Source organism: Rhizobacter sp. Root1238 (assembly GCF_001425825.1).
Taxonomy (GTDB): domain Bacteria; phylum Pseudomonadota; class Gammaproteobacteria; order Burkholderiales; family Burkholderiaceae_C; genus Rhizobacter.
On the sequence record NZ_LMDM01000015.1, the window covers coordinates 79,739 to 103,843 of the forward strand.

At 67.7% G+C, this 24,105-nt stretch carries 9 protein-coding genes; 5 read left to right on the forward strand and 4 right to left on the reverse strand.

Annotated features, from left to right (window positions below; genetic code table 11):
• Window positions 1-78 precede the first annotated feature (78 nt).
• Window positions 79-2,658 carry a bifunctional aconitate hydratase 2/2-methylisocitrate dehydratase gene (gene acnB, locus ASC98_RS13760; protein ID WP_056811816.1) on the forward strand — a complete coding sequence of 860 codons (2,580 nt, stop codon included), beginning with the start codon at window positions 79-81 and terminating at the stop codon, window positions 2,656-2,658.
• Between the two features lie 758 nt (window positions 2,659-3,416).
• On the opposite strand, the gene sbcB is transcribed toward acnB, so the two are convergent.
• A complete protein-coding gene (gene sbcB, locus ASC98_RS13765; protein WP_056811819.1) occupies window positions 3,417-4,865 on the reverse strand; it encodes an exodeoxyribonuclease I in 1,449 nt (482 codons plus the stop codon).
• Between the two features lie 198 nt (window positions 4,866-5,063).
• Here sbcB and ASC98_RS13770 point away from each other — a divergent pair, with 198 nt between their 5' ends.
• The 4 genes from ASC98_RS13770 to ASC98_RS13785 all read left to right on the forward strand — a co-directional run bounded on the left by ASC98_RS13770 (window position 5,064) and on the right by ASC98_RS13785 (window position 21,181).
• A complete protein-coding gene (locus ASC98_RS13770; RefSeq protein ID WP_056811822.1) occupies window positions 5,064-15,140 on the forward strand; it encodes a hypothetical protein in 10,077 nt (3,358 codons plus the stop codon).
• Window positions 15,141-15,220: 80 nt separating this feature from the next.
• Window positions 15,221-18,037: a hypothetical protein gene (locus ASC98_RS13775; RefSeq protein WP_056811826.1), complete on the forward strand. Its 2,817-nt coding sequence runs from the start codon at window positions 15,221-15,223 to the stop codon at window positions 18,035-18,037.
• Window positions 18,038-18,154: 117 nt separating this feature from the next.
• A complete protein-coding gene (locus tag ASC98_RS30365) occupies window positions 18,155-19,465 on the forward strand; it encodes a hypothetical protein (protein ID WP_157597698.1) in 1,311 nt (436 codons plus the stop codon).
• 180 nt (window positions 19,466-19,645) lie between these two features.
• On the forward strand, window positions 19,646-21,181 hold the full coding sequence (locus tag ASC98_RS13785) for a methyl-accepting chemotaxis protein (protein WP_056811832.1): 1,536 nt from the start codon (window positions 19,646-19,648) through the stop codon (window positions 21,179-21,181).
• A 317-nt stretch (window positions 21,182-21,498) separates the two neighbouring features.
• Here ASC98_RS13785 and ASC98_RS13790 read toward each other — a convergent pair whose 3' ends face one another.
• The 3 genes from ASC98_RS13790 to ASC98_RS13800 are packed head-to-tail and all read right to left on the reverse strand — an operon-like array spanning window position 21,499 to window position 24,101.
• Complete coding sequence (locus ASC98_RS13790; protein ID WP_056811835.1) at window positions 21,499-22,452, reverse strand: bifunctional 2-polyprenyl-6-hydroxyphenol methylase/3-demethylubiquinol 3-O-methyltransferase UbiG; 954 nt, start codon at window positions 22,450-22,452, stop codon at window positions 21,499-21,501.
• 31 nt (window positions 22,453-22,483) lie between these two features.
• A complete protein-coding gene (locus ASC98_RS13795; RefSeq protein ID WP_056811841.1) occupies window positions 22,484-23,131 on the reverse strand; it encodes an acyltransferase in 648 nt (215 codons plus the stop codon).
• 13 nt (window positions 23,132-23,144) lie between these two features.
• Window positions 23,145-24,101 carry a glycosyltransferase family A protein gene (locus ASC98_RS13800; RefSeq protein WP_056811844.1) on the reverse strand — a complete coding sequence of 319 codons (957 nt, stop codon included), beginning with the start codon at window positions 24,099-24,101 and terminating at the stop codon, window positions 23,145-23,147.
• Window positions 24,102-24,105: the final 4 nt, after the last annotated feature.

A 24,105-nucleotide genomic window follows, 5' to 3' on the forward strand; every position in this document is an offset into this window, starting at 1 on the left:
CCGATGCCTGCGCCCTGCCCCGCCCAGCGGGTGCAGGGCTTTTCCTTTTCCTGAACGTCATTGCCCCCGGAGAACCGCATGCTTCAAGCCTATCGCCAACATGTTGCCGAACGCGCCGCCCTCGGCATCCCGCCGCTGCCGCTGTCGGCCGCGCAGACCGCCGAACTGATCGAGCTGCTGAAGGTGCCGCCGGCCGGTGAAGGCGCGAACCTGGTCTACCTGTTGACCCACCGCGTGCCCGCGGGTGTGGACGATGCGGCCAAGGTGAAGGCCTCGTACCTCGCCGCCGTTGCGCATGGCACCGAACCCAATTCCCTGATTTCCCGCGAGCTGGCGACCGAGCTTCTGGGCACGATGCTCGGCGGCTACAACATCAGCCCGCTGATCGACCTGCTGGACGACGCCGCGGTAGGCGCCGTCGCCGCCAAGGGCCTGAAGGGCACCTTGCTGATGTTCGACCAGTTCCACGACGTGAAGGCCAAGGCCGACAAGGGCAACGACCACGCCCGTGCGGTGCTGCAGAGCTGGGCCGATGCCGAATGGTTCACGTCGCGCCCCGAGGTGCCGGCGTCGATCACCGTCAGCATCTTCAAGGTCGGTGGCGAGACCAACACCGACGACCTGTCGCCGGCGCCCGACGCCTGGAGCCGCCCCGACATCCCGCTGCATGCACTGGCGATGCTGAAGAACGCGCGCCCCGGCATCACGCCGGAAGAAGACGGCAAGCGCGGCCCGATCAAGTTCATCGAGGATCTGCGCGCCAAGGGCCACCTGGTGGCCTATGCCGGCGATGTCGTCGGCACCGGCTCCAGCCGCAAGTCGGCCACCAACTCGGTGCTGTGGTTCACCGGCGAAGACATTCCGTACGTGCCGAACAAGCGTTTCGGCGGCGTGTGCCTGGGCAACAAGATCGCGCCGATCTTCTACAACACGATGGAAGACGCCGGTGCGCTGCCAATCGAGCTCGACGTCAGCCAGATGGCGATGGGCGACGTGGTCGAGCTGCGCCCGTATGAAGGCAAGGCGCTGAAGAACGGCCAGGTGATCGCCGAGTTCAAGGTCAAGAGCGAGGTGCTGTTCGACGAGGTGCGCGCCGGTGGCCGCATTCCGCTGATCGTCGGTCGCGGCCTGACCGCGAAGGCGCGCGAGGCGCTGGGCCTGGCGCCGTCGACGCTGTTCCGCCTGCCGCAGAGCCCGGTCGACACCAAGAAGGGTTACTCGCTGGCGCAGAAGATGGTCGGTAAGGCCTGCGGCCTGCCGGTCGTCAACGGCCAGCAGCAGGGCGTGCGCCCTGGCACGTACTGCGAGCCGCGCATGACCAGCGTAGGGTCGCAGGACACCACGGGCCCGATGACGCGCGACGAGCTGAAGGACCTGGCCTGCCTGGGCTTCAGCGCCGACCTGGTGATGCAGAGCTTCTGCCACACCGCGGCCTACCCGAAGCCGGTCGACGTGAAGATGCACCACGAGCTGCCGGAGTTCATCAGCACGCGTGGCGGCATCTCGCTGCGCCCGGGTGACGGCGTGATCCACAGCTGGCTGAACCGTTTCCTGCTGCCCGACACCGTCGGCACCGGCGGCGACAGCCACACCCGCTTCCCGATCGGCATCAGCTTCCCGGCAGGTTCCGGCCTGGTGGCGTTCGCGGCCGCCACCGGCGTGATGCCGCTGGACATGCCGGAGAGCGTGCTGGTGCGCTTCAAGGGCACGATGCAGCCGGGGGTCACGCTGCGCGACCTGGTCAACGCGATCCCGCTGTATGCGATCAAGCAAGGCCTGCTGACGGTCGACAAGAAGGGCAAGAAGAACATCTTCTCGGGCCGCATCCTCGAGATCGAAGGGCTGCCCGAGCTGAAGGTGGAGCAGGCGTTCGAGCTGAGCGACGCGTCGGCCGAGCGTTCGGCGGCCGGCTGCACGGTGCACCTGAACAAGGAACCGATCATCGAGTACATCAACAGCAACATCACGCTGATGAAGTGGATGATCGCGCAGGGGTATGCCGATGCGCGCACGCTGGAGCGCCGCATTGCCGCGCAGGAAGCCTGGCTTGCGAACCCGCAGCTGCTGAAGGGCGACGCCGATGCCGACTATGCGGCGGTGATCGAGATCGACCTGGCCGACGTGCACGAGCCGATCGTCGCGTGCCCGAACGACCCGGACGACGTGAAGACGCTGGCCGAGGTGTCGGGCGCGAAGATCGACGAGGTGTTCATCGGGTCGTGCATGACGAACATCGGCCACTTCCGGGCCGCCAGCAAGCTGCTCGAGGGCAAGCGCGACATCCCGGTGAAGCTGTGGGTGGCACCGCCGACCAAGATGGACGCGCACCAGCTGACCGAGGAAGGCCACTATGGCGTGCTCGGCACGGCCGGTGCCCGCATGGAGATGCCGGGCTGCAGCCTGTGCATGGGCAACCAGGCGCAGGTGAAGGAAGGCGCGACGGTGTTCTCGACCAGCACGCGCAACTTCCCGAACCGGCTGGGCAAGAACAGCAACGTCTACCTCGGCTCGGCCGAGCTGGCGTCGATCTGCTCGAAGCTCGGGCGCATTCCGACGAAGGACGAGTACATGGCTGACATGGGGGTGCTGACGGCGGCCTCGGACAAGGTCTACCAGTACCTGAACTTCGACCGGATCAAGGAGTATTCCGAGGCTTGAGTTTCGTCTGCTCGCTCACGTGCGCTGCAAAGGCGCGGGTGGGGAGGCTGTGGCGCGCCGTCAGGTGCGGTCTTCGCCCCTGGCGGGGCGAAGACTGCCCTGCGCTGACTGGCTTCATGGCCCGTCGCCGAAACTCCCTCCGCTCACTTCGTTCGCTGTGGTCAAACAGTCGGCGACAGTCAGTCCACGAAGCGCGCTGCGCGCGCGGGCCATGAATCCAGCCAGCTCCGGCGCCCCCTCCTTATTGGCGCGCCACAGCCTCCCCACCCGCGCCTTTCGCAGTCCACGAAGCGCGCTGCGCGCGCGGGCCATGAATCCAGCCAGCTCCGGCGCCCCCTCCTTATTGGCGCGCCACAGCCTCCCCACCCGCGCCTTTGCGAACAACGCTCGCTGTGTTGGGGGGAAAAGACTGAAGTGACCGACAAGCATGCAGGCGTCTGCGCGCTTGTCGGTCACTTCAGTCTTTTCCCCCCAACAAGAGCGGGTGGTGCTTAGCGGCGTGGCGGGTGAGGGGCTGGGCTTGGGGCGATTTCTGAGGCGACGGAGAAGATCGGCTTTGGGGATGGCGCGCGCCAGCGCGCTTCGTAGACTGACTCATCGGCACTGTTTGACCACAACGAACGAAGTGAGTGGAGGGAGTTTGCCGATGCATCCCCAAAGCCGATCTTCGCAGTGGAGTCGGCCCGCCAGGGCCGACCGCCTCGGCATGAGCCCCAAGCCCAGCCCCTCACCCGCCGCGACGCGACGCGACGAAGAGATCAGTCCCGATCCGGTGCAATCTCGGTGGCGTAGTCGACCAGCGCACCAAGAATGTCCTGCGCCCGTTCATCCTCCGCCAGCGCTTCGGACTCCTGCAGCCCATCGATCCGGTCGAAGAACGCCTGCAGCGTCAGTGCCCCCCCTGCCCCGTCGTGCAGCTTGTGCACCCGGTGCTCCAGCCACTGCGCCTGCTCGGCCTCGCTGAGCGTCTGCGGGAAGTTGCGCGCCCGATAACGGAACAGGATCTCCGCCAGCCGCGGGTCGGCGAATGCCGGCCGCTTGTCGGCCAGCTGCTGCGGCGACAGGCCGCGCAGCCGCTGCAGCGCCTTGCGGTCTTCATTGCCGACGAAGCCGCCGTACAGGTCTTCGTCCACGTCCGGCTTCGTGCCCGGCGCCGGCCGCTCGAACACCGCCGGCCACATGCCGGCCAGCAAATGCCCCTGCTTCGCGGCAAGCTCCGCGTGCGCCATCGCCAGCGGCACGTCGACACCCCACTTCGCCGCCACCGCATCGCTCAGCGTCTTCAGATTGCCGATCACCATCGGCGACTTGTTGATGTGGATCGTCTTGATCGGCAGCCGCGCCACGCCCTCCGGCAGGTCATCCGCCTTGCTGAACATGCGCAGCCGGATCGTCTCGACGTCCAGCGTGAACAGCTCCGACGGATCGCTCGCCAGGTCCCACACGATCAATTCGTTCTTGTTGCTCGGGTGCGGCGCCAGCGGCCACACCAGCGCCATGCAGCCGCGCTCGACGCCGTACATGCCCGAGATGTGCAGGAACGGCCGGCCCACGCCCATCTCCTGGATCACCTCGTCCTTGCGGCGCAGCTTCAGTGCGAAATCCCACAGCCGCGGCTGGCGTGACTTGATCAGCTTCGCCAGCGCGATGGTCGCCCGCACGTCCGACAAGGCATCGTGCGCCGCTTCGTGCGCCAGCCCGTTCGCGGCCGTCAGATGCTCCAGCTTGAACGACGGCCGGCCGTCGTCATGCGTCGGCCAGGTGATGCCCTCCGGCCGCAACGCCCAGGTCAGCCGCACCACGTCGAGCAGATCCCAGCGCCCGCACTGGTTCTGCCACTCGCGCGCGTACGGGTCGATCAGGTTGCGCCAGAACAGGTGGCGCGTGACCTCGTCGTCGAAGCGGATCGTGTTGTAGCCGACACCGATGGTGCCCGGCTGCGCCAGCTGCGCCTCGATCGCGTCGGCGAACGCATGCTCGGGCACGCCGCGCTCCAGGCAGGTCTGCGGAAGGATGCCGGTCAGCAGGCACGACTCCGGGTCGGGCAGGTAGTCGGGCGCCGGCTGGCAATACACCATCAGCTCGCCACCGGGCAGCTCGTTCAGGTCGGCATCGGTGCGGATGCCGGCGAACTGCGCCGGCCGGTCATGGCGCGGCACGCGGCCGAAGGTTTCGTAGTCATGCCAGTAGAACGTGAAATCGGTCATGGCGCGCAATCTACCAGCACCGGCCGAAGCAGACCCAAACCAGACGGATTGCGCAAACAGCGCCGTATCCGCGCCTCATTTGCACCTTAAGGGCAAGACACATGTATCCGATATTCCCGTTTGACTGGGTCCGGTTTGGATCAGGTGCACGCACCGCCGCCGACCCCGCAAACGAATTCCACACAAAGGACGCCCTTCATGGCCAGCATCATTCAGTTCCTGACGACCGCTCAGATCGCCGGCTTGTCCACGAAGTCCATCGCCGGGCTGACGACCGAGGACTGGGCAGCGTTCAACACCGCGCAGTTCCAGGCACTGACGACGACGCAAGTCGCCGCGATCCCGTCGACCAACGTCTCCGCGATCGGCACCGCCGAACTCGCCGTGATGGAAACGCAGGACCTGCGGGCACTGACGTCGACCACGCTGCGCGCGCTGAACTCCGACCAGCTCGGCGCCTTCAGCTCCGACCAGTTCGCCGCGCTGACGACCGCCCAGGTCGCGTCGCTGACGACCATGCAGATCTCGCAGCTCGGCACCGACGACCTGAACGCGCTGACGACCAACCAGTTCGCCGCGCTGACCACCGCACAGGCCGCCGCGCTGACCTCGGACCAGATCCCGACGCTCGAATCGTCGGACCTGCGCTCGCTGAGCTCGGCCGCGATCCGCAACCTGTCGACCGCCCAGATCGATGCGCTGACCTCCGACCAGATGGGCCAGCTGACCACCTCGCAGGTGGCCGCGATGACGACCGCCCAGCTGGCCAACCTGGTCACCGACGACCTGAACGCGATGAACACCGCGCAGTTCGCCGCGCTGTCCACCGCGCAAGTCGTCGCGCTGACGCCGACGCAGGTCGCCGGCCTGCAGTCCGATGACCTGCGCGCACTGAGCACCGCCCAGTACGCCGCGATGACCACCGCCCAGGTCGCCGCGCTGACCACCGACCAGTTGCCCAACCTCGAATCGAGCGACCTGCGTGCCATCAGCACTGCCGCGCTGCGCCAGCTGAACTCCGACCAGCTCGGTTCGCTGACCAGCGACCAGTTCGCCGCACTCACCACCGGCCAGGTCGCGGCCCTGACGACGACCCAGCTGTCGACGCTCGGCACCGATGACCTGAACGCGCTGACAACCACGCAATTCGCCGCGCTGTCGACCGCCCAGGCCGCGTCGCTGACGACCGACCAGATTCCGACCCTCGAGACCAACGACCTGCGCGCGCTGAGCACCGCCGCGCTGAAGGGCTGGACCACCGCGCAGATCGATGCACTGACCTCCGACCAGATGGGCGCGCTGACGACCGCCCAGGTCGCCGGCCTGACCACCGCGCAACTGGCCAACCTGACCACCGACGACCTGAACGCGCTGAACACCGCGCAGTTCGCCGCACTGTCCACCGCGCAAGTCGTGGCCCTGACCCCGACGCAGATCGCCGGCCTGCAGACCGATGACCTGCGCGCACTGAGCACCGCCCAGTTCGCCGCGCTGACCACCGCGCAAGTCGGCGCGCTGACCAGCGACCAGATTCCGCACCTCGAATCGGCCGACCTGCGTGCGATCAGCACCGCGGGCATCCGCGGCCTGAACAGCGACCAGTTCGGCGCACTGACCTCGGACCAGGTCGCCTCGCTGACGACCGGCCAGGTCTCGGCGCTGACGACCGGCCAGCTGTCGTCGCTGACCTCCGATTCGCTGAACGCACTGAGCACCACGCAGTTCGGCGTGCTGTCGACGGCACAAGCCGCCGCGCTGACATCCGACCAGATCCCGCACCTGGAGTCGTCCGACCTGCGTGCGCTGAGCACCGCCGCGATCCGCAACTGGAGCACCGCGCAGATCGACGCGCTGACCTCCGACCAGATGGGCCAGCTGACGACCGCGCAGGTCGCCGGCCTGACGACCGCCCAGCTGAGCAACCTGGTCACCGACGACCTGAACGCACTGTCGACGAACCAGTTCGCCGCACTGTCCACCGCGCAAGTCGCCGCACTGACGCCGACGCAGATCGCCGGCCTGCAGTCCGATGACCTGCGTGCATTGAGCACCGCCCAGTTCGCTGCGCTGACGACCGCCCAGGTCGCCGCACTGACCACCGACCAGCTGCCCAACCTCGAATCGAGCGACCTGCGTGCCATCAGCACCGCCGCGCTGCGCCAGCTGAACTCCGACCAGCTCGGCTCGCTGACCAGCGACCAGATGGCCGCGCTGACCACCGGCCAGGTCGCCGCGCTGACGACGACCCAGCTGTCCACCCTCGGCACCGACGACCTGAACGCGCTGACGACCACGCAGTTCGCGACGCTGTCGACCGCGCAAGCCGCTTCGCTGACCACCGACCAGATCCCGACGCTCGAATCGGCCGACCTGCGCGCGCTGAGCACCGCCGCGCTGCGCAACTGGACCACCGCGCAGATCGACGCGCTGAGCTCCGACCAGATGGGCCAGCTGACGACCTCGCAGGTCGCCGCACTGACCACGTCCCAACTGGCCAACCTGGGCACCGACGACCTGAACGCGATGAACACCGCGCAGTTCGTCGCGCTGTCGACCGCCCAGGTCGCCGCGCTGACCCCGACGCAGATCGCCGGCCTGCAATCCGATGACCTGCGCGCGCTGACCACCGGCCAGTACGCCGCACTGACCACCGCCCAGGTCGCCGCGCTGACCAGCGACCAGATGCCCAACATCGAGTCCTCGGACCTGCGTGCGATCAGCACCGCCGGCATCCGTGGCCTCAACAGCGACCAGTTCGCCGCGCTGACCTCCGACCAGATCGCGTCGCTGACGACCACGCAGGTGGCCGCGCTGACGACCACGCAGATCGCGTCGCTGGCTTCGGACGACCTGAACGCACTGAGCACCGCGCAATTCACCGCGATGTCGAGCGCGCAGACCGCCGCGCTGACCACCGACCAGATCCCGCACCTGGAGTCGTCGGACCTGCGCACGCTGAGCACCGCTGCACTGCGCAGCTGGAGCACCGCGCAGATCGACGCGCTGACGTCCGACCAGATGGGCCAGCTGACGACCGCGCAAGTGGCCGGCCTGACGACCACCCAGCTGACGAACCTGACGACCGACGACCTGAACGCGATGAACACCGCGCAGTTCGCCGCGCTGTCCACCGCCCAGGTCGCGTCGCTGACCACCGCCCAGATCGCCGGCCTGCAGTCCGATGACCTGCGCGCACTGAGCACCGCGCAATACGCCGCGATGAACTCGGCCCAGGCCGGTGCGCTGACGACCGACCAGATCCCGAACCTCGAATCGGCCGACCTGCGCGCGCTCAGCACCGCCGCGATCCGCGCGCTGAACACCGACCAGATCAATGCGCTGACCTCCGACCAGATGGCCCAGCTGACGACCGCCCAGGTCGCCGCGCTGACCTCGACGCCGCAGGTCGACGGCCTGAACACCAACAACCTGAACGCGCTGACGACCGCGCAGTTCGCCGCGATGACGACCGCCCAGGCCGCCGCCATCACGACGACGCAGATGTCGAACCTGGAGACGCAGGACCTGCGTGCGCTGAGCACCGCCGCGATCCGCGCGCTGAACAGCGACCAGCTGGCCGCGCTGAACTCCGACCACATGGGCGCGCTGAGCACGGCCCAGGTGGCCTCGCTGACGACGACCCAGGTCGCCAATCTGACGACCGAAGACCTGAATGCGCTGAACACCGCCGACTTCGCCGCGCTGTCGACCGCCCAGGTCGCCGCGCTGAAGGTGGCCCAGGTCGCCGGCCTCGAAACCGACGACCTGCGTGCGATGACGACGGCGCAGTTCGCCGCGCTGTCGACTGCCCAGGTCGGCGCGCTGACCAGCGACCAGATCCCGCACCTCGAATCGGCTGACCTGCGTGCGATCAGCACCGCCGGCATCCGCGGCCTGAACAGCGACCAGTTCGCTGCGCTGACCTCGGACCAGGTGGCATCGCTGACGACCGCGCAAGTCGCCGCGTTGACGACCACGCAGCTCGCCTCGCTGAGCTCCGACTCGCTGAACGCACTGAGCACCGCCCAGTTCGCGATCCTGTCGACGGCCCAGGCCGCCGCGCTGACGTCCGACCAGATCCCGCACCTGGAATCGTCCGACCTGCGTGCGCTGAGCACCGCCGCGATCCGCAACTGGAGCACCGCGCAGATCGACGCGCTGACCTCTGACCAGATGGGCCAGCTGACGACCGCCCAGGTCGCCGGCCTGACGACTGCCCAGCTGAGCAACCTGGTCACCGACGACCTGAACGCGCTGTCGACGAACCAGTTCGCCGCACTGTCCACCGCGCAAGTCGCCGCACTGACGCCGACGCAGATCGCCGGCCTGCAGTCCGATGACCTGCGCGCGCTGAGCACCGCCCAGTTCGCTGCGCTGACGACCGCCCAGGTCGCCGCGCTGACGACCGACCAGCTGCCCAACCTCGAATCGGCCGACCTGCGTGCGATCAGCACGACGGCACTGCGCCAGCTGAACTCCGACCAGCTCGGTTCGCTGACCAGCGACCAGTTCGCCGCACTCACCACCGGCCAGGTCGCCGCACTGACGACGACCCAGCTGTCGACGCTCGGCACCGATGACCTGAACGCGCTGACGACCAACCAGTTCGCCGTGCTGTCGACCGCGCAGGCCGCCGCGCTGACGACCGACCAGATCCCGCACCTGGAATCGGCCGACCTGCGTTCGCTGAGCACCGCCGCGCTGCGCAACTGGACCACCGCGCAGATCGACGCGCTGACCAGCGACCAGATGGGCCAGCTGACGACCGCCCAGGTCGCCGGCCTGACGACCGCCCAGCTGAGCAATCTGGTCACCGACGACCTGAACGCGATGAACACCGCGCAGTTCGTCGCGTTGAGCACCGCACAGGTCGCCGGCCTGACCGCGACGCAGATCGCCGGCCTGCAGTCCGATGACCTGCGTGCGCTGACGACGGCCCAGTACGCCGCGCTGAACACCGCGCAAGTGGCCGCGCTGACCACCGACCAGATTCCGAACCTGGAATCGGCCGACCTGCGCGCCATCAGCACCGCCGCGCTGCGCCAGCTGAACTCCGACCAGCTCGGTGCGTTGACCAGCGACCAGTTCGCTGCGCTGACGACCGCCCAGGTCGCCGCGCTGACGCCGGCGCAGCTGGCCGGCCTCGGCTCCGACGACCTGAACGCGCTGACGACCAACCAGTTCGCGATCCTGTCGACCGCCCAGGCCGCCGCGCTGACGACCGACCAGATCCCGCACCTGGAATCGGCCGACCTGCGCGCGCTGAGCACCGCCGCGATCCGCAACTGGACCACGGCCCAGATCGACGCGCTGACCTCCGACCAGATGGGCCAGCTGACGACCACCCAGGTCGCCGGCCTGACGACCGCCCAGCTGAGCAACCTGGTCACCGACGACCTGAACGCGATGAACACCGCGCAGTTCGCTGCGCTGTCGACCGCGCAAGTCGCGTCGCTCACGCCTACCCAGATCGCCGGGCTGCAATCCGATGACCTGCGTGCGCTGACCACCGCCCAGTACGCCGCGATGAACTCGGCCCAGGTCGGTGCACTGACGACCGACCAGATCCCGAACCTCGAATCGGCCGACCTGCGTGCCATCAGCACCACCGCGATCCGCGCGCTGAACAGCGACCAGCTGGCTGCCCTCGACTCGAGCCAGATCGGCGCGCTGACGACCGGCCAGGTCGCCGCGCTGACGACCACGCAGCTGTCGACGCTGAACAGCGACGACCTGCGCGCACTGACGACGCAGCAGTACGCCGCGCTGTCGACCACGCAAGTCGCGTCGCTGACCACCGACCAGATCCCGGTGCTCGAATCGACCGACCTGCGCACGCTGAGCACCGCCGCGCTGCGTTCGTGGAACACCGACCAGCTGAACGCGCTGACGTCCGACCAGATGGGCCAGCTGACGACCGCGCAAGTGGCCGGCCTGACGACGACCCAGCTGAGCAACCTGACGACCGACGACCTGAACGCGCTGAACACCGCCGACTTCGCCGCGCTGACGACCGCCCAGGTCGCTTCGCTGAAGGTCAGCCAGATCGCCGGTCTGGAGACCGATGACCTGCGCGCGATGACGACGGCGCACTACGCCGCGCTGTCGACCGCGCAAGTCGGTGCCCTCACCAGCGACCAGATCCCGCACCTGGAATCGGCTGACCTGCGTGCCATCAGCACCGCCGGCATCCGCGGCCTGAACAGCGACCAGTTCGCTGCGCTGACCTCGGACCAGGTGGCTTCGCTGACGACCGCGCAAGTCGCCGCGCTGACGACCACCCAGCTGTCGTCGCTGAGTTCCGACTCGCTGAACGCGCTGAGCACCGCCCAGTTCGCGATCCTGTCGACCGCGCAAGTCGCTTCGCTGACCACCGACCAGATTCCGACGCTGGAATCGGCCGACCTGCGGGCCCTGAGCACCGCCGCGCTGCGTTCGTGGAACACCGACCAGTTGAACGCGCTGACGTCCGACCAGATGGGCCAGCTGACGACCGCCCAGGTGGCCGGCCTGACGACGACCCAGCTGTCGAACCTGACCAGCACCGACCTGAACGCACTGAACACCGCCGACTTCGCCGCGCTGTCGACCGCCCAGGTCGCTTCGCTGACGGTCGGCCAGGTGGCTGGCCTGGAGACCGACGACCTGCGTGCCATGACCACGGCGCAGTACGCCGCGCTCAGCACCGCGCAAGTCGGCGCGCTGACCAGTGACCAGATCCCGCACCTGGAGTCGGCTGACCTGCGTGCCATCAGCACCGCCGGCATCCGTGGCCTGAACAGCGACCAGTTCGCTGCGCTGACCTCGGATCAAGTGGCCTCGCTGACGACCGCGCAAGTGGCCGCGCTGACGACGACCCAGCTGTCGTCGCTGACCTCCGACTCGCTGAACGCGCTGAGCACCGCCCAGTTCGCGATCCTGTCGACCGCCCAGGCCGCGTCGCTGACCTCCGACCAGATCCCGCACCTGGAATCGTCGGACCTGCGCGCGCTGAGCACCGCCGCGATCCGCAACTGGAGCACCGCGCAGGTCGATGCACTGACCAGCGACCAGATGGGCCAGCTGACGACCGCGCAAGTGGCCGCCCTGACCACGGCTCAACTGAGCAACCTGGTCACCGACGACCTGAACGCGCTGAACACGGCTGACTTCGCCGCGCTGTCGACCGCCCAGGTCGCTTCGCTGACGGCCACGCAGATCGCCGGCCTGCAGTCGGACGACCTGCGGGCGATGACCACGGCGCACTTCGCCGCGCTGTCGACCACGCAAGTCGCCGCGCTGACGACCGACCAGCTGCCGAACCTCGAATCGGCCGACCTGCGTGCGATCAGCACCACCGCGCTGCGCCAGCTCGATTCCGCGCAGCTCGGTTCGCTGACCAGCGACCAGTTCGCCGCGCTGACGACCGCGCAAGTGGCCGCGCTGACGACGACCCAGCTGTCGCAACTCGGCACCGACGACCTGAACGCGCTGACGACGACGCAATTCGCGACGCTGTCGACTGCCCAGGCCGCCGCGCTGACCACCGACCAGATCCCGACGCTCGAATCGGCCGACCTGCGTGCGCTGAGCACCGCCGCGATCCGCAACTGGACCACGGCGCAGATCGATGCACTGACCTCTGACCAGATGGGCCAGCTGACGACCGCGCAAGTGGCCGCCCTGACCACCTCGCAGCTGTCGAACCTGACCAGCACCGACCTGAACGCGCTGAACACCGCCGACTTCGCCGCGCTGTCGACCGCCCAGGTCGCTTCGCTGACGGTCGGCCAGGTGGCTGGCCTGGAGACCGACGACCTGCGGGCGATGACCACGGCGCACTACGCCGCGCTCAGCACCGCGCAAGTCGGCGCGCTGACCAGCGACCAGATCCCGCACCTGGAATCGGCCGACCTGCGCGCCATCAGCACCGCCGGCATCCGCGGCCTGAACAGCGACCAGTTCGCTGCGCTGACCTCGGACCAGGTCGCGTCGCTGACGACCGCGCAAGTGGGCGCACTGACGACGACCCAGTTGTCGTCGCTGAGCTCCGACTCGCTGAACGCGCTGAGCACCGCCCAGTTCGCGATCCTGTCGACTGCGCAAGTCGCTTCGCTGACCTCCGACCAGATCCCGCACCTGGAATCGTCGGACCTGCGTGCACTGAGCACCTCGGCCATCGCCAACATGAGCACCGCGCAGATCGACGCGCTGAGCTCCGACCAGATGGGCCAGTTGACGGTGGCCCAGGTCGCCGCGATGACCACGGCGCAACTGAGCAACCTGGTCACCGACGACCTGAACGCCTTCGGCACCGCGCAGTTCGCGGCGATGTCGACGGCCCAGGTGGCCTCGCTGACGGTCACCCAGATCGCCGGCCTCGCGTCGGACGACCTGCGTGCGCTGACGACGGCCCAGTACGCGGCACTGACCACGGCCCAGGCGCATGCGCTGACGACCGACCAGATGCCGAACCTGGAGTCGTCCGACCTGCGCGCGCTGAGCACCAACGCGATCCGTGCGCTCGACTCCGACCAGCTGGCGGCGCTGACGTCCGACCAGATGGCGGCACTGACCACCGGCCAGGTGGCGGCGCTGACGGCCAGCCAGGTCGGCACGCTGACCACCGACGACCTGAACGCGCTGACCACCAGCCAGTTCGCGGTCTTCTCGACGGCGCAGGTGCAGACCTTGACGAGCGACCAGATGGCCGCCCTGCAGACCGACGACTTGCGTGCGCTGAGCACCGCGGCGCTGCGTTCGCTGAGCACCGCCCAGCTGGACGCGATGGGCTCCGACCAGTTCGCCGCGCTGACGACGGCGCAGGTCGCTTCGCTGACCACCACGCAGATCTCCAGCCTGTCGAGTGACGACCTGAATGCGCTGACCGGCACGCAGTTCGCTGCGCTGACCACCGCGCAGTCGGCGTCGCTGACCGCGTCGCAGATTGGCACGATGGCAACCGACGACCTGCAAGCCCTGACGACGGCGCACTATGCGTCGCTGTCGGCGACCCAGGTGCTCGGCATCACCACCGACCAGATCTCGGTGATCGAGACGCAGGACCTGCGCGCGCTGACCTCGACCTCGCTGCGCGCCCTGACCGATGCGCAGCTGGGCGAACTGACAACCACCCAGCTGTCTTCGCTGGGCGGCCAGGTCAGCAACCTGACGACGTCGCAGATCTCGCACCTGGCGACCGACGACCTGAACGCGTTCAACGCCTCGCAGTTCCTGGTGATGAACACGGCGCAGATCCAGTCGCTGACGGTCACGCAGATCGGCAACCTGGAGACCGCGGACATCCATGCGCTGAGCACGGCCGCGATCCAGTCGCTGACGACCGACCAGGTGATGGCCATCACGACCGACACCTTCCAGGCGCTGAGCGCGGCGCAGATCGCCGCGTTCACCACCGCCCAGGTGCATTCGCTGACGACCGACCAGATCGTCGCGCTGACGACCACGCAGACGATGGCGCTGGAGACCCAGGACATCGCAGCGATGACGATGACGCAGATCTCGGCCTTCGAAGGCCAGGACATCGCGGTGATGTCGTCGCCGCAGCTGGATGCCTTCATGGCGGCCTCGCCGATCGTGCTGGACCTGAACGGCGACGGCGTCTCCACCGTCTCGGCGGCGCACGGCGTCAACTTCGACCTGAACGCCACCGGCCATGCCAACAAGGTGGGCTGGGCGTCTTCGACCGACGGCATCCTGGTGATGGACCGCAACGGCGACGGCAGGATCAACGACGGCACCGAGCTGTTCGGCGTCGCCACCGTGAAGGCCGACGGCACCCGCGCCGGCAACGGTTACGAGGCCATGAAGATCGAGGACACGAACCACGACGGCAAGCTGACCGCCGCGGACGTGAACTTCGACAAGCTGAAGGTGTGGGTCGATGCCAACCAGGACGGCATCTCCGAGGCGGGCGAGCTGAAGGGCCTTGCCGACTTCGGGATCGTCTCGCTCGACCTGCATGCCGCGAGCGGCACGACGGTGCAGAACGGCAACCTGCTGGGCCTGGTGTCGAGCTACACGACGACCGACGGCGCGAAGCACGACATGGCGGACGTCTGGTTCGGCAAGGCGCCGACGACCGATGCGGCAGCAGCCAAGGAACTGCCGGTGCAACTGGCCGACGTGCTGGCGGCACCGACCAGCGACGTGCTGGCGGGCAGCAGCGCACCGACGGTGGCGGCGACGCAACCGACGGCGCACGCCGCGGTGCACGTCGACCACAAGCTGCTGGCCGACGAAGAGCACCTGAAGAACATCGGCCCGCTGATCTGATCACGGCCACCGATGGCGCGGCACGCACTCCCTGAGGTGCGTGCCGCGCTCTCACGCCCGTCACCCGCACCCCTGCCCGCATGAAATTCGGCTTCGTCAAGTGGTTGGTGAGCAAGCTGCTGCCTTCGGCCTGGCGGGACCTGTTCTCGTCCGACGGCAGCACGGCGGGCTCGGCCACGCCGACGCCGCCGGTCAGCACCTCCAACACCACCGGGCTCACCGACGCCCAGGTGCAGGCGCTGACGACGCAGCAGATCGCCGGCATGACGACCAGCGAGCTGAACGCGCTGACGACCGCGCAGTTCGCGATGCTGACGCCGGTGCAGGCCGGCGCGATCACCCCGCAGCAGGCCACGAACCTGGAGACGGCCGACCTGCGCGCGCTGACCACCGCGGCGATCCGCGGCTGGAGCAGTGCGCAGCTGGCCGCGCTGACGACGCAGGAGATCAGCCTGCTGACCACCGCGCAGGTGGCGGCGCTGTCGCCGGCGCCGATCGCCGCATTGGCGACCGCGGCGCTGAACGCGATGACGACCGCCGAGTTCGCGGTGCTGAACAGCGCGCAGGTGGCAGCGCTGACCACGCAGCAGATCTCGCACCTGGAGACCGCCGACCTGCGGGCATTGACGACGGCCGCGCTGCGCGGGTTCTCGGCTGCGCAGCTCGACGCCTTGACCACCGCGCAGATCGCGGTGCTGAGCACGGCCCAGGTCGGCGCGCTGACGACGGACCAGATCGGCGGGCTGCTGCCGGCCCAGATCGGCGCGCTGACCACGGCCCAGGTCGCGGTGCTGTCGCCGGCGCAGGTGGCGGTGCTCGGCACCGATGACCTGCAGCAGATGTCGACACAGCAGTTCGCCGCCCTCACGTCGGCGCAGGCTGCGGCGCTGAGCGCGGCACAGCTGGCCGCGCTGCCGACGGTCGACTGGGCCGCGCTGACGACCGCCGCGATCCGCAGCATCGACCCGGCGGCGCTGGCCGCGGTGACGACCGACGAAATCGCCGCGCTGACCACCGCGCAGGCCGCGGTGCTGAACGCGGCGCAGATCGCGGCGCTGTCGACCGACCAGATCGCGGCGCTGGAGACGGCCGACCTGCGGGCGCTGAGCTCGGCCGCGTTCCGTGCGCTGAGCGCGTCGCAGATCGACGCGCTGACGCCCGCGCAGCTCGCGGTGCTGACCACCGCGCAGATCGCATCGCTGACGCCGGCACAGGTGGCTTCGTTCAACAGCGACGACCTGCAGGCGCTCGGCACCGCGCAGTTCGCCGCGCTGTCGTCGGCGCAGGTCGCGGCGCTGTCGCCGACCCAGGTGGCGAGCCTCGAAACGGCCGACTGGGCGGCGCTGAACACCGCGGCGATCAAGGCGCTGAGTGCCGCTTCGGTCGCCGCGTTGACGACCGCCGAGATCGCCGCAATGACGACGGCCCAGGCGGCGGCGCTGACCGCCACGCAGGCCGCCGTGCTGACGACGGAGCAGATGCAGGCGCTGGAAACCGCCGACCTGCGCGCGCTGAGCTCGGCCGCGTTCCGCGCGCTGACGCCGGCGCAGGTGGAAGCGCTCGGCTCGGACCAGTTCGCCGCACTGACGACCGCGCAGATCGCGTCGCTGACCGGCCCGCAGGTTGCGGCGCTGCCGACCGACTACCTGAACGCGCTGACGACCACGCAGTTCGCGGCGTTGTCGACCGCGCAGGCCGCGGCGCTGACACCGACCCAGGTGGCGGCGCTGGAGACGGCCGACGTGGCGGCGCTGAGCAGCGGTGCGGTGCGGGCGCTTGGTGCCGCGGCCGTTGCCGCGTTGACGACCGACGAGATCGTCGCGATGAGCACCGCGCAGTTCGCCGCGCTGACCAGCGTGCAGGCAGCCGTGCTGGACGCCACGCAAGTGGCGGCGATGGAGACACAGGACCTGCGTGCGCTCGGCACGGCAGCATTCCATGCGCTCGGCAGCGACCAGCTCGGGGTCTTGAGCACCCATCAGTTCGCCGCGTTGACGACGGCGCAGATCGTGGCGCTGGGCACCGACCAGATCGCCGGATTGAGCACCGACCACATCGCCGCGCTGACGACCGCGCAGACGGTGGCGCTGGAGACGGCCGACATCGCTGCCATGTCGCTGCAGCAGGTGGCCGCGATCACGCCGGAAGACCTCGGCGTGATGACGGGCGCGCAGATCTCGGCGCTGCTGTCGGTGACGCCGATCGTGCTCGACCTCGCCGGCACCGGCATTCACACGACGGCGGCGGCTCAGGGCGTGAGCTTCGACCTCGCGGCAACCGGCAGCGCGGCGCGCACCGGGTGGATCGCGGAAGGCTCCGCGCTGCTGGCGCTGGACCGCAACCACGATGGTGCGGTCAACGACGGCAGCGAGCTGTTCGGCATCGGCACGCGGCTGGCGGACGGCACGCGGGCCGCGAACGGTTATGCCGCGCTGGCGCCGCTGGACGGCAACCACGACGGGTTGATCAGCGCCGCCGACGCGCAGTTCAAGGACCTGCGCGTGTGGGTGGATGCGAACCACGACGGCAAGACGGATGCGGGCGAGCTGAAATCGCTGGCGGACGTGGGCGTGGTGTCGCTGGACCTGCACGCGATCGCCGGGACTGCGGTCGACCACGGCAACCTGCTGGGCCTGGTGTCGAACGTGACGATGAGCGATGGCTCGCAGCACCAGATGGCGGATGTGTGGTTTGCGAAGGAGAAGAGTGCGGCGCCTGCGGTGCAGTTGAGCGAACTGCTAGCGGCGCCTGCGGCCGAGGTGCTGGTGCACGAGGCCGCACAGCCGGCGACCGCCGTTGCCTCCGCGGCATCTGCCCATCCGTCCAGCCCGGCTCTCAATGCCGAGTTGCATCGACTCCTGGCCGAAGGAGCCCGGGACAACGGCCCCTTGATCTGAAACAGGTGAGTCGCCGTCACGTGGGTGGACGGTGAGCGATCTTCCTGGACACCTGTTTGCGGAACCCGGCTGGCGGCGGCGCCACTCATTGCGCATCTGCGTTCTTCGAGTTGTGTCATGCGGCCAATCAGCCTCTCCACCGGATCATCCTCCACCCGTTCGAAGGATGGGTCCGCCCCCATCAAGGTGTCTGCGGCCTCCGGCGTGTCGGACACCCGGACCTTGGCGAAACAGCACCCGGCATTGCAGGAAGTGATCGGAGACGATCCAGCATGCCGCGACAGGATTGCCGACCCGGGGTGGACCGAGCCGGTCTTCAGCCAGCTCACATCAAATGAAGTCGTTTTGCGGGACCGATTGATCGCCTTTCTGGAACAGCATGATCTGGACGACGATGGTCACGCAGTGAATCGAGTTGCAGACATCAAAATAACGGCTCTCGATGGAATCCTGTCTTTCAAACGCCTGAACGCACCGACGAGCGACGATCCTGCCGCCAGGGATTTTGATTTCCACTCGAACCCGACTGAAGAAAAAAACCTGCTCGATTTCACCCGTATGATCTTGCAGAAATCAGGCCAGCTCGAGTACATGGCCACCAATATTGAGCATCTCGCCAACGCCGATTGGCAGGTTGTTCTGACGCTCGAATACGTTACCAAACGATCGTCCAGCCTGACCTTTCTCCACAAGGACGGCCCATCAGATGGAAAGTATGTATTTTCCAATCTGGTCTATCTGAATTCGCTGGAAACGCTCAGTTTTGAATACATTCCTGACGAATCATTCGACGTCGGTGCAACGGCACTTCCCTTCACGCTGAAAGATGAGCTGCGCGAGCGGCAGGCAAAAACGCCTTCGGACTATTTGAAGTGCCAGCGAATTTCACCTGACGCGGTCGTGAGCTGGTGCGACTCGCTGCTGGTGCATTCAACGCCACTTCGACGCAGTCGCAAAGTCGATGGACAGGTCGTGAAGGAGAAATATCTGAGCGAACTCGCCAAAAGCCATGGCCCAAGCGGCGCGAAGTACCTCTTCAACGCCGCGCACGAAAAAATGAAGGTAAATCCTTCCACAATTGAGGCCAATTCTCAAACTGAAAAGATGGGCAGGATTGCCGTCCTTCTGGCATCGGCCGAACAATTTTATCCTGACGAGTTGCAAGCCGCAGGGGTATCGGATTCAATCATTGAATCGATGTTCGAGAACCCTATCGACGCATACTATGCGAGTGAGTACACCCAATACAATTCCGATCTCACATCCGGCGAATTGGTGACGATACCGAGGCACAAGGCTGGGCGGTTGAAGAGAGAATTGAGCGAAGGACTTCTGGCCGATGAGGTTTCGAAGCGATATACCTCGGTACGCCCTTCGTTCATGAACTTGGTCGTGCAAATACTTCCCGCCGATTCGACTCAGCTGTAGCGGCTGTGCAAGAGCCCGCAGTACTTTGCCTCGGCGTCAGTCATGTGCACGAAAATGGCGCATGGCCTCACTGCCGGAGGTCGAGGCGGGCAGCCGCACAACGCGCCCGCGGATTTAATCTCCCGGCCATCGGACCGCAGGTCTATGCTTGGCGCGCCCCAGCAGCACGGAGTCCGCGCCATGAAGCTGAATCTGAAACTGCCCCTGGCCTTTGGATTCACGCTCGCCTTGCTGTTGATCGCCGCGCTGTTCGGCATTCGCCAGCTCGACCGCTCCCTCACCGCCTATGACACTGTCGTGCAGACCCATGCGGCGCACGAGCGCGCTGCGGCCGCGCTGGAAAACAGCTTCAAGACCCAGGTCCAGGAGTGGAAGAACACGCTGCTGCGCGGCAAGGACCCACAACAGCTCGAGCGCTACTGGGGCGCGTTCCAGAAGGAAGACCGGTCGGTGGCCGACGGCGCCGCCCGCCTGCGCGAGGCGCTGCCCGACGGCGAGAGCCGCGCGCTGGTCGAGAAGTTCGCGCAGGCGCATGCACGCATGGGCGAAGGCTACCGGCAGGGGTACGCCGCCTTCACCGCGGCCGGCTTCGACCCGGCGGCCGGCGACAACGGCGTGAAGGGCATGGACCGCGAGCCGGTGAAGCTGCTCGGCGAGGCGGCGCAGCGCATCGCGGCCGAGAGCGCGCAGATCGCGGCGCAGGCCTCGGCCGACGGACGACACGCGATCCGGCTGAGCCTGGTGGTGATGTTCGGCGTGACGCTGCTGGGCATCGTCGTCGGCATCGGCGTGAGCCGCACCATCGTGAAGCCGCTCGACCAGGCGGTGCAGGTGGCGCAGGCGGTGGCCTCCGGTGACCTGACGGTGGCGGTGCAGGCGCGCACCCGCGACGAAACCGGCCTGCTGCTGCAGGCGCTGGCCGAGATGCAGGCGCGGCTGACCGCGCTGGTGCGCGGCGTGCGGGCCAATGCCGAGGGCGTGGCGACCGCCAGTGCCGAGATCGCGCAAGGCAACAACGACCTGAGCCTGCGCACCGAGCAGCAGGCGGCGGCGCTGGAGGAGACGGCGGCGTCGATGGACGAACTGGGCGCTGCTGTGCGGCAGAACGCCGACAACGCGGTGCAGGCGAACCAGCTGGCGAATGGTGCGAGCTCGGTGGCGATGAAGGGCGGCGAGGTGGTGTCGAACGTCGTGCAGACGATGCGGGGCATCCACGACAGCTCGAACCAGATCGCCGCGATCATCGACACCATCGACGGCATCGCATTCCAGACCAACATCCTCGCGCTGAATGCCGCGGTGGAGGCCGCCCGCGCCGGCGAGCAGGGGCGCGGCTTCGCGGTGGTGGCCGGCGAGGTGCGTGCGCTGGCGCAGCGCAGCGCGGCGGCGGCCAAGGAGATCTCGGCGCTGATCGGCGCGAGCGTCGACCGCGTGGCGCAAGGCAGCGCGCTGGTCGACCAGGCGGGCACGACGATGAACGAGGTCGTCGACGCGATCCGCCGCGTGACGGTGCTGATGGGCGAGATCAGCACCGCCACCGGCGAGCAGAGCACCGGCGTCGCCCAGGTGGGCAGCGCGATCACGCAGATGGACCAGGCGACGCAGCAGAACGCGGCGCTGGTCGAGGAAAGTGCCGCGGCGGCGGAGAGCCTGAAGCTGCAGGCACAACGGCTGGTGGATGCGGTGGCGGTGTTTCGGTTGCCGGGGGTGGTTTGACCCTGACCAGCCAAGCGAGGCGCGTACACCGGGAGGGAACAAGCGGCGTGATCCGCCAGCGAGCGATGGCCTGCGCATGCCAACGCCGTCTCATGCTGAGTGGCGCACGACGTCAGCCACCGTGTGGCTTCAGCGGCTTCGCCATTCACTCATTCACTTCACAGGAACGCAACCATGGACAATTCCATAGCGGCTCGGCGACTCCAGCGCCTTCAAACGTGGGTTCGTCCCGAAGCCGTTCCACGGGAGTTGGCTGGCGGCACGCGCAATCGCTCTCCAGTCCGCGTCCAGAGCGTGGATCGCTGCTCGCATGGGGGTCAATACATATCCGCCAACCGCAACGTATGCGCATTGCGCGAGTCATCCACCGCCCGCACCACATGCCGCTCGTCGGCAATGGTCTGGAACAGGTCGATGCCCTTGGTCGCCTTGCCGCCTGAATCCTGGTCGCCGCGGTACGAGATGGTCGAACGAGGTTGCCCGTTCATCATCTCGCCGTTGCACAGCGACAGGAATTCCCAGGACGCCATCCGCGCGCCGGCCGCCCACGCGTCGCCGTCCTGGATGTCGCCGTCGTCCACCGCGCGGCACATCACCGACATGTAGCCGCTGTCGACCCCCGGCGCGAAGTTGGCCGGGTTCACGTCGGAGTGCGGGCAGTAGTAGCAGTCGATCGGCACCATCTTGAAGAGCCGGATCAGCGATTCAAGCATCGGCACCGAGTGGTACCAGAAGGTGTTGGTCTCGCGCTGCAGGTTGCCGCGGTGGTTGTATTCCAGCGTGTGCCCCTCGCGGCGCATCACGTTGGTCGACACGATCATCAGCCCGTTCTTCTTCAGCAGCGGCCGGATCCCGGCCAGCACGTGCATCGGCGAGAACACGTGGTACAGCACGCCCGACAGGTTGATGAAGTCGAAGCCGCCCTCGTCCTTCAGCTTCACGCTCAGGTCGTACAGCAGGCCGATCTGCTTGAAATCGAAGTTGACGCCGTAGATCGTCTTGATCGCGTTCATCTTCTTCTCGCAGTGCGGCAGCGCGTCGGTGGCCAGCACGCGCTTCGCGCCCTGGCGCGTCATCAGCGTCGGGATCAGGCCCTCCATGCTGCCGATGTCCAAGCAATCCATGCCCTGCAGGTTCGCGTTGCGCAACAGCATGCGCGGCATCATCGGCACGCGCGGCATGTGCGTGCCCTTGGTGATCAGCCCCGGCGCCAGCTCGACGTTGTAGTACCACCAGTCGTTGGCCACCGATGCGATGAGTTCGTCGTGCATGTTCTCGTCTCCTGGTTGTTGACGTGCTGGTTCAAACGATGTTCTGCACCTGCCCGACGATCACCGCCGGATTGCCGGCGATCACCGACAGCGGCGGCGCATCGAACTTCGGCGGCACCACCGTGCCGGCCGCGATCACGCTGCCGCGCCCGATGCGGCAGCCCTTCAGCAGCGTCACGCGGCTGCCGATGAAGACCTCGTCCTCGATCACCACCGGTCGCGGCTGCTGGTCCGGCAGGTGCCGCTGGCCGAGCGCGAGCTGGTGCGCGTTGGAGTCCATCACCTGGAACTCCGAGCCGATCAGGCAACGCCGGCCGATGTGGATGGCCGCGCCTTCGGACACGATCACCGCGCGGTTGTTGATGGTCGTGCCGTCGCCGATCTCGATCAGCGATTGCGGCGTGCGCGCCTCGACGTAGCTGCAGGCATAGCTGCCCGGCGAACGCGGCACGCCGAACACCACCGTCGGCGCGAGCCGGATGCGGCCGCTGCCCTTGAAGACGGTCGGCGTCAGCAGGTTGACGACGCGCGCTGCGCCCTCCGGCGCAGCCGTCACCTCGACGCTCGCCTTGTCGGACACATGGAAGAAGTAGTGCACCAGCAGCGCCCGCACCCAGGTCTCGAGTTCGAACGGGTTGCTGTTCGAAATCCAGGCCTTGTAGCGATCGAGCTTCAGCATGATCGCGGCGTGCTCAGAAGCCGTGTGTCGCGAGGAAGTCGTTCCAGGCCGCGATGAAGCGCTCCTCGGCGCCGGCCGTGCCCGCCGCCAGCTCGGGCAGCAGCGCGCAGAACGGCTGCATGTCGGGCTGGCTGCCGTAGCGCACGTTGAGCGCCGGCTGGATGATGCGGCAGCACTGCTGCAGCAGCTCGTCGCTCAGCCGGCCGATGCGGTGCCCGCCGACGGCCAGCGCGACGAAGCCCAGGTGCGCGCCTTTCATGAACGGGCTGTTGACGTTCGACGAGTTCTGCCCCGCGCTGATGCGGAAGTAGCCCAGGTGGTCCTGGATGTGGCACAGCGGGCGGCGGATGCTCGCCGCGACGAAGGCGCCCAGGTCCCACAGCCCGGCGTACGACACGTCGCCGAGCGCCGGCTTCAGCAGCAGGTCGGCACAGTCGGCGCGAAAGATCGCGTTCGAGAATTCGCCGAAGTAGTTCTTGCACTCGGCGACCGTGCTCATGAACATCACGTCGTCGTTCAACGCGATCATGCGGCTGGCGTTGTTGGCGATCGCCGCCGGCACCGGCTGCCCCGTCATCGGGTGGCCCAGCTCGTTGGCCACCCAGCGCCGGCTCACCGAGCACGAGAAGTTCGCCGATGCATGCGCCACCAGGTGGCGCTCGTAGAACTCGGGGTACATCACGTCGTCGTCGAGCATCACGTGCAGCAGCTCCGAGCGGCCGTCCCACAGCCGCACCAGCTGCTTCAGGTTCTCGTAGGCGCCGTTGCGCGGTCCCTCGTGGAACTCGATGTCCAGACCCGCCAGCAGCGGCTTGTAAGGCTCCGAGAAGAAGACCTCGCGGAATTCGCCATGCGGGCTGTCGTCGGAAATGATGACCTTCTGCGACGGCCGCGTCTGGTAGCGCAGCGAGTTCAGCAGGTCGAGGATGTAGCGGGTCTTGTAGGCGGGGATCAGTGTCGTGATGTTCATCGCG

Excerpts from the sequence above, each read along its gene's own strand:
- ASC98_RS13770 (WP_056811822.1), top strand. The coding sequence starts at position 5,064 with ATGGCCAGCATCATTCAGTTCCTGACGACCGCTCAGATCGCCGGCTTG.
- ASC98_RS13790 (WP_056811835.1), bottom strand. The coding sequence starts at position 22,452 with ATGCACGACGAACTCATCGCATCGGTGGCCAACGACTGGTGGTACTAC.
- ASC98_RS13785 (WP_056811832.1), top strand. The coding sequence starts at position 19,646 with ATGAAGCTGAATCTGAAACTGCCCCTGGCCTTTGGATTCACGCTCGCC.
- acnB (WP_056811816.1), top strand. The coding sequence starts at position 79 with ATGCTTCAAGCCTATCGCCAACATGTTGCCGAACGCGCCGCCCTCGGC.
- ASC98_RS30365 (WP_157597698.1), top strand. The coding sequence starts at position 18,155 with ATGCGGCCAATCAGCCTCTCCACCGGATCATCCTCCACCCGTTCGAAG.
- sbcB (WP_056811819.1), bottom strand. The coding sequence starts at position 4,865 with ATGACCGATTTCACGTTCTACTGGCATGACTACGAAACCTTCGGCCGC.
- ASC98_RS13800 (WP_056811844.1), bottom strand. The coding sequence starts at position 24,101 with ATGAACATCACGACACTGATCCCCGCCTACAAGACCCGCTACATCCTC.
- ASC98_RS13795 (WP_056811841.1), bottom strand. The coding sequence starts at position 23,131 with ATGCTGAAGCTCGATCGCTACAAGGCCTGGATTTCGAACAGCAACCCG.
- ASC98_RS13775 (WP_056811826.1), top strand. The coding sequence starts at position 15,221 with ATGAAATTCGGCTTCGTCAAGTGGTTGGTGAGCAAGCTGCTGCCTTCG.